This window comes from Catenulispora acidiphila DSM 44928, assembly GCF_000024025.1.
GTDB lineage: Bacteria > Actinomycetota > Actinomycetes > Streptomycetales > Catenulisporaceae > Catenulispora > Catenulispora acidiphila.
Genome location: NC_013131.1, coordinates 8,442,499 through 8,455,497, shown reverse-complemented (window position 1 = coordinate 8,455,497; position 12,999 = coordinate 8,442,499). Strand labels below are relative to the sequence as shown.

Here is a 12,999-nt window from a genome sequence, read left to right as displayed (position 1 = left end):
GCCGCCTAGCTTTCGGGCGGCCGGGGAGTGCGAATCAGCAGGCTGGCATAGACGTCGTCGTCGCTGATCGCGGTGTAGGTGTGCGGCACGTCGGCCGTCCATGACACATGCGCGCCGGGCGGGACGGTGAGCAACGCGTCGGGGCGGCCGACGCGCGCTGTCCCGGTGAAGACGGTGAGGTATTCGACCGTTCCCGGCGGATGCGCGGGGGAGAGCTGCTCATGGCCGGGGCGGATGTGGAGCCGGAAGAGTTCGGTGTCGGCGTCCGCGTCGGAGAACGTCTCCAGGAGCGAGGCCGACACCGCGGTTCCGTGGATCGTCTCCAGCGGTTTCTCGCCGGGGTGCGGGGGATCGGGGAGCAGCGCGCCGATGGGGACGCCGAGGCGGCCGGCGATCGCGTACAGGGTCTCGATCGTGGGGTTGCCGCGCGAGCCGTCTTCCAGACCGGAGAGGGTGGCTTTGCCGACGGCGGCGTCGCGGGCCAGCGCCGAGAGGCTGACGCCGCGTTCCAGGCGCAGGCGTCGGATGCGTGCGCCGATCTGGGTGGCGAAGTCCGATGGCGTGCCGTCTCCCACGTTCGCAACCTACACCGGAAGGGGAGCTGATAGCTTGTTCCATATACGGAACAGGGAGGTCCGTCGTGGGTGGTGAGCAGGGTGGGGGCGTTGGGGCTGCCGGGGTTGAGGTTGAGGATGCCGTTGTCGCTGTCGGCGGCGGCGACGGTGGCGACACCGATCGCAGCCGGGGTGACGACGGGCTAGGGCCGACGTTCGGAGCCGGCGTTGTCACGGCGCTTGTTGGTTTCACAAGTTCGTTCGCGGTTGTCATCGCCGGGTTGCGGGCGATCGGAGCCACTGAACGTCAAGCAGCGTCGGGGCTGTTGGTGCTCAGCGTCTCGATGGGCGTCGCAGGGGTCGTATTCAGCGTCCGCCACCGGATGCCGATCAGCATCGCTTGGTCGACGCCTGGCGCGGCGCTGCTCGTGAGTATCGGCGCGGGACGTGTGCATTCCGGACATGGAGGGGCGAGCGGCTACCGCGAAGCGCTTGGCGCGTTTGCCTTGGCGGGGCTGCTGATCGTCATCACCGGGTTCTCGCGCACGCTGACGCGGTGGATCGCGACCATCCCCGCGGCGATTTCCGCCGCGATGCTCGCCGGGGTGATCGCGCCGATCTGTTTCGAGTCCGCCCAAGCAGCGGTGCGTCTGCCGCGTTTGGCGTTGCCGGCGCTCGCGGTGTGGGTCGTGCTGGGGCGCTTCGCCAAGCGGTGGGCTACTCCGGCCGCTCTCGCCGCAGCCTTCATCGGCCTCGCGCTCGACCCGTCCACGCGCGGCCATCTGACCGGCGGCCTGCTCCCGACGCTGACCGCCACCACGCCGCGCCTGGATATCGGAACCCTGATAAGCCTCGGACTGCCGCTGTACCTGGTGACGATGGCGTCCCAAAACCTCGCGGGCATCGCGGTGATGCGCAGCTACGGCTACGAACCCCCGATCCGCGAAGTCCTGATGGGCACCGGCGCGGCGACGGCCCTCGGCGCCCCCTTCGGCGGCATCGCCATCAACTTCGCCGCCATCACCGCCGCCCTGGCGGCCAGCCCCGACGCACACCGCGACCCCCGCCGCCGCTGGATCGCCGCCACGACCGCGGGCGTGCTGTACGTCGTCCTGGGCCTCGCCGCCGCCGCCGCGACAGCACTTCTCATCGCCGCGCCGCCCCTGCTGATCGAAGGCGTCGCAGGCCTCGCACTCCTGCCCGCTCTAGGCGGAGCATTGACAACAGCCTTAAGCGATATCCGCTATCGCGAACCGGCGACAGCGGCATTCGTCACCACCGCATCCGGCATCACCGTCGCCGGAATCGGAGCCGCATTCTGGGGCCTCCTCATAGGCCTCGCCCTCCTCGTCACATCCCAGTTCAGACGCCATCAAGTGAACAACGCGTGACCGTTGGCAACCATCGGCTAGCACAGGGTGGACCCCAAGACACCAGATGGATAAGCTGGCACGTCGGATCGCAGGACCCAGATCTACCCAGGGGAGAAGCAAAGGTGTCCGCAAAGAAGTTCACGGCAGCCGCCGCGACAGCCCTCGCCGCCGCCACTTCTTTGGCGGTCCCGGCCCATGCGAACGTCGCGCCGAAGACCTTCCCGGGAGTGAACGGTCCGCTGACGGTCACGACCGGACAGGACAACCTCCTGCACTTCGGCAGCTCCACGCCCGGCGGCGGCGGTACCGAGCAGATGCCCTCGAGCCGGATCGCCGACGCGGAGTGGGCGCCGGACGGAAGCCGGGTCGCCTACGTCGACCAGAACGGCAGCGTGATCTCGGCCCGCTTCGACGGCAGCGACCCGATAGTCGTGGCCGCCAACGCCGGCGCGTCCCACCCGACGTGGATCAACGGCGGCAGCCTCATCGTCTACGCCCACGGCGGCAGCCTGTACTCGGTTCCGAGCCTGGGCGGCGCGGTGCAGGTGCTCTCGGCGGGCCACCAGCCGGGAGACCAGGACTCCGCCCCGCAGGGCGGCGCCAACGGCAGCATGGTCTTCCAGCGGAAGACCAACGGCGCGACGTGGGTCTGGACCTACAACGGCTACACCAACGCCGCGGCGCGGGTGGCGAACACGAACGCCGGCACTCAGCCCTCGATCTCGCCCAACGGCCGGACGATCGCCTACATCCACGAAGACCTCAACGGGCTCCCGCAGGTGTTCACCGTCGGGGTCGACGGTTCGAACCCGACCCAGCTCACCACCGACGCCAAGCCGCTGCAGAAGAACGACACCCCCGTGTGGTCCTCGGACGGCTCGCTGATCGCGTTCGCCGCCGCCGGCGCCGTGGTGACGATCAAGCCGGTGCGCGGCCCCGTCGAGAACACCGTCGCCTTCGTCACCGGCCGCATCTCCTGGCAGCCCAACGCGGACATGTCCCGGCCGCCGTCGACGTCCAACCCCGTCAACCTCGTCGAGCGCCTCGACGGTCCCGACCGCATCGGCACCGCCGACGAGGTCTCGGGGTGGTCCTACGGGAATCAGCAGGCGAACGTGGTCGTGCTGGCGCGCCAGGACATCTTCGCCGACGCGCTGGCCGGGTCGGCGCTCGCCGCGCGGTTCCACGGTCCGCTGCTGCTGACGCCGACCGGGAACCTGGACCCGCGGACGCTCGCGGAGATCCAGCGGGTGCTGAAGCCGGGCGGGTTCGTCTACGTGCTGGGGCAGACCGCGGCGATCTCGGCGCACACGTTCAACCAGGTCGCGGCAGCCGGGTTCCGGCCGTCGCGGATCGGCGGCAACGACCGGTTCGACACCGCGGTGGACATCGCCAAGACGATCGTCCCGGACTACACGCACAATCCCGTCACCATCCTCGCCGCCACCGGGTTGAACTTCCCCGACGCGCTCGCGGCCGGCGCGGTGGCCGGTTCGCGGCCGAACACCGTGGTGGTGCTCACCTCGGACACGAAGATGCCGCCCCAGACCCAGGCGTTCATCAACGCGGTGCCGCAGCGGGCGGTGTTCGGCGTCGGCGGCGGGGCGGTCACCGCGCTGAGCTCGGTGCGGATGGCGGCGACGAGGGTCTCCGGTCTGGACCGGTTCGAGACTGCCACGTTCGTGGCGCAGACCTTCTTCAGCGGGCCGCAGGTGGTCGGGATCGCGACCGGCTTCAACTTCCCCGACGCGCTGGCCGGGGGCGCGCTGGCCGGCCGGGTCGGCGGACCGCTGCTGCTGACCGGTCCGACCGGGCTGCCCAGCGAGACGGCCGACTACCTGAACCACGCTTCGGGCTCGGTCTCGGACGCCATCATGTTCGGCGGTCCCGCGGTCATCGACGACGGCCTCCAGAACCAGGTGGGCGACCTCATCGGTCAGCCCAACCAGTGGGTGTACGCGCGGAACAACCCGGGCGCGCACACCGGTCCCCGCTAGGGCCGCGCACTTCTGCGTAAGAGGGCGACGACGCTGACCGCGTCGTCGCCCTCTTGGCGTGAGGTCTGATTACCGACAGTGACCATCGCTCCGCACCGGCTATCCTGAACAACCAGCACAGCCGCATCGAGCATCACTGCCCGCGTCACCGCCCGCATCACCGAGGAGACCCAACCCCCGTGGCCCGCATGCCCGACGGACCGGCGCCGCCGCCGACCGTTCAGAAGCTCCGCATCCGCTACGCCAAGCGTGGACGGCTGCGCTTCACCAGCCACCGTGACATCCAGCGGGCCTTCGAGCGCGCGTTGCGGCGGGCGCGGGTGCCGATGGCGTATTCGGCGGGGTTCACGCCGCATCCGAAGGTGTCGTGGGCCGGCGCCGCGCCGACCGGGGTGGCCAGTGAGGCCGAGTACGTCGAGATCGGGGTCACGCGGGCGCTGGTTCCGGCGGAGCTGGCTGCCGCGCTGGACGGGTCGCTGCCGGCTGACCTGGACATCCTGGAGGTCGTCGAGGCCGCCACGCCGAGCCTGATGGAGCGGCTGGAGGCATCCGTGTGGGAGATCCGGCTGCCGGGGGTGGCGCCGCAGGAGGCCGCTGCCGCGGTGGCGGCGTTCGCGGCGGCCGAGGAGGTGCTGGTCGAGCGGAAGACGAAGAACGGCATGCGGACGTTCGACGCGCGCTCCGCGGTGACCGGGATCGAGGCCGGAGTTTCGGCCGATGGCGCCGCAGCCGGTGTCGGCGGCGTGGAGGGCTCCGGCGTTTCCGCAGGTGAGAGCGGTGTCGCAGAAGGTGGCGGGCGGGACGATCGACCCTGTGCGATACTGCGACTAGTCGTGCGGCACCTGACACCCGCCGTGCGGCCCGACGACGTCCTGACCGGACTCGGTCGTGTGGCAGGCCTGGTGCCGCCCGTCCCTCCCCAGGTGACGAGGCTGGCGCAGGGGCCGCTGCGACCCGGGTCCGACGCGACGCCGACCAGTGTGAGCGTGGAGGCGCTGTCCGATCCCCTGGATCCGGACCGGGCCGCCGCGGGGTCGGCGGCCGACCGGTGATGCGACCGGTGACGTCGAGAGCACGACCCAACCAGACTTCTCGTCAGGTCGGCGGCCGGCCCCGCTAAGCGCCGGGCGACCGCACCCGACGAGGCGAAGACACCAACAGCCACCTGTGTGGCGCCGCAGAGCACCCGGATCTGTCAGGGATTCGCCGGCTGTGCCCATCCCCCGCCGGATCGGCGGGGAAGATGTGGGGCACCGCTTCGCGCGCGCCCGGGGGGCATGACGGGAGAACCGCCCGGATGCTCGACAACGAGCCCACCGGCGTCCCCGGCGAACAGCCGGACCAGACGTCAGACGCGCAGGACGCGGCCACGGCCGCCACCAACGAAGGCGGGGCGCCCCAGCGCCAGCGCCGCCGGGCGGCCAGCCGCCCGGCCGGCCCGCCGCAGCCCCCGGAGGCGGGGTCCGAGGCCGCGGCCTCCGGCGACGCCGCCGCGGAGCCCGAGAGCAAGCCCAAGCGGGCGCGCAAGACCGCGGCCAAGAAGGTCGCCGCCCCGGAACCCGAGCCGGAGACGGCCGAGCCCGGGGACAGCGCATCCGCTGCCAAGAAGACGACGCGTGCCCGCACGCGCAAGAAGGCTGCCGAGGCCGAGCCGGTCGCGGCCGGCGAGGCCCGGGACTCCGGCTCCGCCACCGCGCAGACCGCCCCGACCGAGCAGGCGCAGCCCGCCGCGGACACCGCCGACGACGCCGCCAAGGGTGCGCGGACGCGTACCCGCCGCCGCGCCACGTCGGCCGGGACCGCCGCCGAGCAGGTGACCGGCGCCGATTCGGGTGCTGAGAGCGCTGAGGGCGCCAAGACCGCCGACACCGCTGCCGCTGCTGCCGGGACCGGTCGCTCCGAGACCGCTGCCGCCGGGACCGGTCGTACCGGTGCCGCCAAGCGCGGGACCCGCGCCGCAGCCGCCGACCGCGACCAGGCTTCCGCCGCCGCTGCCGATACCGCCTCGGCTCAGGTCGACACCTCGTCCGACCAGGCCGAGACCAGCCAGTCGGACACCAGCCAGGCCGACACCGCCGGCGCGTCCCGCACCCGCACCCGCCGCCGCGCCACCTCGGCCGGCACCGCGGCCCAGCAGGCGAGCGCCCCCGAGGCTGCCACCGCCCCGCAGGGCACCGCCGAGCAGGCCGACGACCAGTCCGCCGACTCGGGCTCCCGCCCGACCGGTCTCAGCTCGCCGTTCGCGAACCCGTTCGCGGCGCCGCAGCTGCCTGCGAAGACGGCCAAGAAGGCCGCCCCGGCGCAGGAGACACCCACCGAGCAGCCCGGCAAGCCGGAGTTCAAGGCGGAGCCCAAGGCCCAGGCCGAAGCCCCGACGGTGCCTGTTGCAGCTGCTGCTGCCGCCTCGGACGACGACGCCGAGTCCGGCGCCAAGTCCAAGCGCACCCGCCGCCGCGCCGCCTCCGCTCCCGCGGGCCCGCCGCGCGCCCTGGAAGAGGCCGCCGAGGGCCAGCAGACTCAGCAGGGCCAGGACAAGCAGGGCCAGGACAAGCAGGGCCAGCAGGACAAGCAGGGCCAGGCTCAGCAGGACAAGCAGGACAAGCAGGACAAGCCCCGCCAGGGCAGGCAGTCCCGCCAGAGCAAGCAGGACAAGGCCCAGCAGTCCCAGCCCGCCGCCCAGGACACTGCGACCGCCCAGACTGCCGCCCAGGACGCCGAGCAGCCCGTCGACCTCGACAGCCTGTCCCCGGCCGAGCGGGCCCGCGCCATCATCGCCGCGCGCGCCGCCGCGCCGGCCGCCGGCGTGCCGCTGTTCCAGGCGCCCGACCTGACCACCGCCGCCGCGCAGAAGGCCGCCGCCAAGGCCGCCAAGGCCGAGGCGTCGGACACCGAGGCCGAAGCCGAGCCCGAGGCCGAAGCCGAGGAGGAGCCGGCGCCGACCCGCCGCACCCGGACGCGCAACCGCAACCGGAACCGCTCTGAGCAGGCCGAGCCGGCGACCGACAGCGCCGAGGCCGAAGCCGAGGACGACGAAGAGGACGACGACGAGGGCACCGGCTCCTCCAGCCGCCGCCGTCGCCGGCGCCGCCGCCGGGCCGGTGGCGAGTCCATGGAGCCCGGTCCGGACGACCCGCCGAACACCGTGGTCAAGGTCCGCGAGTCCCGCGTGCGCAGCCGGGACCGCAAGGGCGGCGGCCTGGCGGACGACGACGTCCAGGGCGTGCGCGGCTCGACCCGCCTGGAGGCCAAGAAGCAGCGCCGCCGCGAGGGCCGGGACACCGGCCGCCGCCGCGCGCCGCTGATCACCGAGGCCGAGTTCCTCGCCCGGCGCGAGAGCGTCGAGCGGGTCATGGTCGTGCGCCAGAGCGGCGACCGGACCCAGATCGGCGTCCTGGAGGACGGCGTGCTCGTCGAGCACTACGTCAACCGCGCGCAGTCCGCGTCCTACGTCGGCAACGTGTACCTGGGAAAGGTCCAGAACGTGCTGCCCTCGATGGAGGCCGCGTTCGTCGACATCGGCAAGGGCCGCAACGCCGTGCTGTACGCCGGCGAGGTCAACTTCGAAGCCGCCGGGATCACCGGCCAGGCCAAGCGCATCGAGAGCGTCCTGAAGAGCGGCCAGGCGGTCCTGACCCAGGTCACCAAGGACCCGATCGGCCACAAGGGCGCCCGGCTGACCAGCCAGATCTCGCTGCCCGGCCGCTACCTGGTCTACGTGCCCGAGGGCACCATGACCGGGATCAGCCGCAAGCTGCCGGAGAACGAGCGCAACCGCCTCAAGACCATCCTGAAGGCGGTCGTCCCCGAGCACGCCGGCGTCATCGTGCGCACCGCGGCCGAGGGCGCCACCGAGGACGAGCTGCGCCGCGACGTGGAGCGGCTGTCCGCGCAGTGGGAGGAGATCCAGCGCAAGGCCAAGACCTCGGCCGGCTCGGCTCCGACCCTGCTGTACGGCGAGCCGGACCTGACCGTGCGCGTGGTGCGCGACATCTTCAACGAGGACTTCAGCAAGCTGGTCGTCTCCGGCGACCAGGCCTGGGACACCATCCGCGAGTATGTCGGGGGCGTCGCCCCGGACCTGGCGCCGCGGCTGGAGCGCTGGACCTCCGAGCAGGACATCTTCGCCGTGCACCGGGTGGACGAGCAGCTGGCCAAGGCGCTGGACCGCAAGGTCTGGCTGCCCTCCGGCGGCTCGCTGGTCATCGACCGCACCGAGGCGATGGTCGTGATCGACGTCAACACCGGCAAGTTCACCGGCTCCGGGGGCAACCTGGAGGAGACGGTCACCCGCAACAACATCGAGGCGGCCGAGGAGATCGTCCGCCAGCTGCGGCTGCGCGACCTCGGCGGCATCATCGTCATCGACTTCATCGACATGGTCCTGGAGTCCAACCGCGACCTGGTGATGCGCCGGCTGCTGGAGTGCCTGGGCCGGGACCGGACCAAGCACCAGGTGGCCGAGGTCACCTCCCTCGGTCTGATCCAGATGACCCGCAAGCGCGTGGGCCAGGGCCTGCTGGAGGCCTTCTCCGAGACCTGCGACAAGTGCAACGGCCGCGGCGTGCTGGTCCACATGGAGCCGGTGCCGCACGGCCACGGCCACGGGTCCGAGGACGCCGACCGCGACGGCCGCAGCCAGCAGAACAAGGGCGGCGGCAAGCAGGAGGAGTCCCGCGCCGACGGCGGCCAGGGCGGCGCGGAGGAGGAGCACGAGGGCGGCCGCGGCCGGCGCAAGCGGCGCAAGTCGCACGGCCACGCCGACCGCCAGCAGCACTTCGACCCGCAGTACGACGTGGACGGCGTGCCGGAGGAGTTCCAGGACTTCGCCGACGGCGAGCAGGCGCCGGCCGGCCCGGTCACCGTGACCAAGGTGGCCCGGGTCGCCGCGGACGGCGCCGGCGTCGCGGACGACGCCGACACCGACCGCGACGAGGACGAGGCCGCCGAGCTGTCCGAGCACAGCGCCGTGGACCGCGTCCCGAGCCACGAGCACGTGGTGGCTCCGGTCGTGACCCCGGACGACGTGGTCGCCGCCGAGGAGGCCGACGTCACCGAGCGGCTGGCCGTCGGCGACGCCCAGGCGCACACCGTCTACGTCCCGCGCACCGGCGGCGCCGTGAGCGCCTCCGAGGCGGACAAGGACGAGACCGAGGCGGAGGTCGCCGAGCCGTCCGCGGTCGCCGCGATGGCCGTCGCCCCGGCGCCGGCCGCCGAAGCGGACCCCGACGCCCCCAAGCGCCGTGGCCTGCGGGTGCGCCGTGCGGCCAAGCGCCCGGCGGGTCCTCCGGCGGCCCACAACTGACGGGCGGGTCCGGCCGGGCGGCACAGCTCGGCCGGACCTGTCCGGCGCCAGTTTGACCCACAGGCGCGGACTTCCGTACCCTTGAGCTTCGGCATGCGATACGTGTGCCCGGCATCCAGGGCCCCTGCGCGAGCAGAGGCGGCCCGGATGATGATCGGCTCGATGGGTCGTCAGTCCGCACCTCGCAAGAAGTGCCGGACGCTTGTGACCAGCTACTGAGTTGGTCGCGAGTAAGGCAGCAGACCTGATCGACCCCCAGTCGACGAGAAGAGAGTGAGTTTCGCGGTGTACGCGATCGTCAAGAGCGGCGGACGGCAGCACAAGGTGGCTGTCGGCGACGTCGTCGAGGTGGACCGCCTTCCCAAGGTCCCGGCCGGCCAGGAAGTGGAACTCTCCGCGATCCTGCTCGTCGACGGCGACGCCGTCACCTCCGACCCGTGGGTCCTGGAGGGCGTGAAGGTCAAGGCCGAGGTGGTCGAGGAGACCAAGGGTCCGAAGATCCACATCCTCAAGTACAAGAACAAGACCGGCTACCGCGTGCGCAAGGGCCACCGCCAGAAGCACACCCAGATCAAGATCACCGCCATCGACAGCGGCACGAAGTAAGGGCAGGGGCGAACCATGGCACACAAGAAGGGCGCTTCGTCCTCCAAGAACGGTCGCGATTCCAATGCCCAGCGCCTCGGCGTGAAGCGTTTCGGCGGCCAGAACGTCAACGCCGGCGAGATCATCATCCGCCAGCGCGGCACCCACTTCCACCCCGGCCTGAACATGGGCCGCGGCAAGGACGACACCCTGTTCGCGCTCGCCGCGGGCAAGGTGGAGTTCGGCACTCTGCGCGGCCGGCGCGTCATCTCGATCGTCCCGGCGGCTGAGTAGATCTCGGCTTCTGCGGAGCGGGCCGGGGGCTACCCCGGCCCGCTTCTTCGTGTTTCACCGCTTGTCCACAACAGCAAGGAGGCGCTGACCATGGCGACATTCGTCGATCGTGTGAAGCTGCATGTCACGGCCGGGAACGGCGGCCACGGCTGCGCCTCGGTCAGGCGCGAGAAGTTCAAGCCGCTCGGCGGGCCCGACGGCGCCAACGGCGGCCGCGGCGGGGACATCGTCCTGGTGGTGGATCCGAACACGAACTCGCTGCTGGACTACCACTTCTCCCCGCACCGCAAGGCCACCAACGGCAAGCCCGGGGGCGGTGACTTCCAGACCGGTGCCAACGGCGTCGACCTGGTGCTGCCGGTGCCCTCCGGCACCGTGGTGAAGGACGCCTTCGGCGAGGTGGTCGCCGACCTGGTGGGCGGCGGGACCCGGTTCGTCGTCGCGCACGGCGGCATCGGGGGCCTCGGCAACGCGGCGCTGTCCACCTCCAAGCGCAAGGCGCCCGGCTTCGCGCTGCTCGGCGAGCCCGGCGACGACGGCGAGTTCACCCTGGAGCTGAAGTCGGTCGCCGACGTGGCCCTGGTCGGCTACCCCAGCGCCGGCAAGTCCTCGCTGATCGCGGCGGTGTCCGCGGCCAAGCCGAAGATCGCCGACTACCCGTTCACCACCCTGGTCCCGAACCTCGGCGTGGTCAGCGCCGGGGAGTCGGTCTACACCATCGCCGACGTGCCCGGGCTGATCCCCGGCGCCTCCGACGGCAAGGGCCTGGGCCACGAGTTCCTGCGGCACATCGAGCGCTGCGCTGTGCTCGTGCACGTCCTGGACTGCGCGACCCTGGAGAGCGACCGCGACCCGATCTCCGACCTGGACGTCATCGAGGCCGAACTGCGCGCCTACGAGGACTCCCGCGACGAGAGCGAGTGGGGGATCTACGGCAAGCTGTCCGACCGGCCGCGCCTGGTCGTGCTGAACAAGACCGACATCCCCGAGGGCCAGGACCTGGCCGACATCGTGCGGCCGGAGCTGGCGGCTCGCGGGCTGGACGTCTACGAGGTCTCCGCGGTGTCCCGCGCCGGACTGCGCGAGCTGTCCTTCGCGCTGGCGAAGATCGTGGACACCGCGCGCGCGAACCGCGTCGAGCCGGAGCCCGAGCGCATCGTCATCCGCCCCAAGGCGGTCGACGAGATCGGCTTCACCATCACCTACGACGAGGCCGAGGACGCCTACTTCGTGCGCGGCACCAAGCCCGAGCGCTGGGTGCGCCAGACCGACTTCAACAACGAGGAGGCGGTCGGCTACCTCGCCGACCGGCTGAACAAGCTCGGGGTCGAGACCGAGCTGGTCAAGATGGGCGCGAACGAGGGCGACACGGTGGTCATCGGCGACGGCCCGCGCGCCGTGGTCTTCGACTGGCAGCCCTCGATCCCCACCGGCGCGCTCGGCGTCACCGCCACCGGCGGCCGCCGCGGCGAGGACCCCCGCCTGCACCTGCACGAGGAGCGGCCCACATCGCGAGACGCCGAGTATCGCAAGGCGCACCGGCGCCGCGCGGATGGGACAATCGATCTGTTCGCCCCCGAGGACGACGACTAGCCCGCGACAGGGCCGCAGCCATCCCGCGACAATCCGCGACAGTCCGCGACAGTCCGCGAGAAGCCGAGAGTAAGGGTTCTGAGCGACCGTGTCCGGCCAGGTGCGAGAAGAGGTGTCCGCCGCCCGGCGGATCGTGGTCAAGGTCGGCTCCTCGTCGCTGACCACCGCGGTCGGCGGGCTGTCCGGCGAGCGCGTCGACGCTTTGGTCGACGCCCTCGCCTCGCGCCTCGGCGTGCCGGGGACGCAGCTGGTGCTGGTGTCCTCCGGCGCCATCGCCGCGGGCCTGTCGCCGCTGGGCCTGCGCAAGCGCCCCAAGGACCTGCCGACGCAGCAGGCCGCGGCGTCCGTCGGCCAGGGTCTGCTGGTCGGGCGGTACACGGCTTCCTTCGCGCGCTACGGCCGCACCGTCGGGCAGGTCCTGCTCACGGTCGACGACACCACGCGGCGCTCGCACTACCGCAACGCGCACCAGACGATGGCGCGGCTGCTGGACATGAACGTCGTGCCGATCGTGAACGAGAACGACACGGTCGCCACGCACGAGATCCGCTTCGGCGACAACGACCGGCTGGCCGCTCTCGTGGCGCACCTGGTGCACGCCGACCTGCTGGTCCTGCTCTCCGATGTGGACGCGCTCTACGACGGCGACCCGTCCAAGCCGGGCACGTCCCAGGTCGCCGACGTCCGCGGCCCGGCGGACCTGGCCGGCATCTCCATCGGCGGCGCCGGCAAGGCCGGGCTCGGGACCGGCGGGATGGCGACGAAGGTCGAGGCGGCGCGCATCGCCACCGAGGCCGGGATCCCGGTGGTGCTGACGTCGGCGGCGCACGCCTCGCGGGCGCTGCGCGGCGAGGCCGTCGGCACGCTGTTCCACCGGACCGGTTCGCGGACGCCGACCCGGCTGCTGTGGCTGGCGCACGCCGCCGACACGCGCGGGGCGCTGCACCTGGACCCCGGCGCGGTACGCGCGGTGGTCGAGCGGCGGCTGTCGCTGCTGCCCGCCGGCGTGACGGGGGTCGAAGGGTCCTTCAACGCCGGGGACCCGGTGGATCTGGTGGACGACGCCGGGGTCGCGGTCGCGCGCGGGCTGGTGAACTACGACGCGAGCGAGCTGCCGGAGCTGCTCGGGCGCTCGACGCGGGAACTGGCGGCGGCGCTGGGACCGCAATACGAGCGGGAGCTGGTGCACCGGGACGACTTGGTCGTCTTGCGCTGAGCGGCGTCTGGCGCGACTCAGGGTATTGAATCGACGAAGGAAAGAGTCGGGACTGCCTGTCAGGTAGTCCCGGCTCTGCGTTTTC

Annotated in this window: 9 protein-coding genes; 8 read left to right on the top strand and 1 reads right to left on the bottom strand. The window is 72.1% G+C overall.

What is annotated here, in order from left to right:
• Nucleotides 1–5: 5 nt before the first annotated feature.
• The gene (locus CACI_RS36015; RefSeq protein ID WP_015795834.1) at nt 6–575 is read right to left on the bottom strand and encodes a helix-turn-helix domain-containing protein; all 570 of its coding nucleotides are present in this window, start codon (nt 573–575) and stop codon (nt 6–8) included.
• Between the two features lie 65 nt (nt 576–640).
• Between CACI_RS36015 and CACI_RS36010 the strand changes: the two genes are divergently transcribed.
• From CACI_RS36010 to proB, 8 genes are all read left to right on the top strand, one after another.
• Entirely contained in the window at nt 641–1,945 is a 1,305-nt protein-coding gene (locus CACI_RS36010; RefSeq protein ID WP_015795833.1) for a benzoate/H(+) symporter BenE family transporter, read from the top strand.
• Nucleotides 1,946–2,049: 104 nt separating this feature from the next.
• Nucleotides 2,050–3,924, top strand: coding sequence for a cell wall-binding repeat-containing protein (locus tag CACI_RS36005; RefSeq protein WP_015795832.1), 1,875 nt, complete (start codon nt 2,050–2,052; stop codon nt 3,922–3,924).
• Between the two features lie 188 nt (nt 3,925–4,112).
• On the top strand, nt 4,113–4,976 hold the full coding sequence (locus CACI_RS36000; RefSeq protein ID WP_041540675.1) for a TIGR03936 family radical SAM-associated protein: 864 nt from the start codon (nt 4,113–4,115) through the stop codon (nt 4,974–4,976).
• Nucleotides 4,977–5,221: 245 nt separating this feature from the next.
• Complete coding sequence (locus CACI_RS35995) at nt 5,222–9,226, top strand: Rne/Rng family ribonuclease (protein ID WP_015795830.1); 4,005 nt, start codon at nt 5,222–5,224, stop codon at nt 9,224–9,226.
• Between the two features lie 285 nt (nt 9,227–9,511).
• Complete coding sequence (rplU, locus tag CACI_RS35990; protein ID WP_041543208.1) at nt 9,512–9,832, top strand: 50S ribosomal protein L21; 321 nt, start codon at nt 9,512–9,514, stop codon at nt 9,830–9,832.
• 15 nt (nt 9,833–9,847) lie between these two features.
• On the top strand, nt 9,848–10,105 hold the full coding sequence (gene rpmA, locus CACI_RS35985) for a 50S ribosomal protein L27 (protein WP_015795828.1): 258 nt from the start codon (nt 9,848–9,850) through the stop codon (nt 10,103–10,105).
• A 90-nt stretch (nt 10,106–10,195) separates the two neighbouring features.
• Nucleotides 10,196–11,698, top strand: coding sequence for a GTPase ObgE (obgE, locus tag CACI_RS35980; protein ID WP_015795827.1), 1,503 nt, complete (start codon nt 10,196–10,198; stop codon nt 11,696–11,698).
• Nucleotides 11,699–11,810: 112 nt separating this feature from the next.
• Nucleotides 11,811–12,914: a glutamate 5-kinase gene (gene proB, locus CACI_RS35975; protein WP_041543206.1), complete on the top strand. Its 1,104-nt coding sequence runs from the start codon at nt 11,811–11,813 to the stop codon at nt 12,912–12,914.
• The last annotated feature ends 85 nt before the right edge of the window (nt 12,915–12,999 follow it).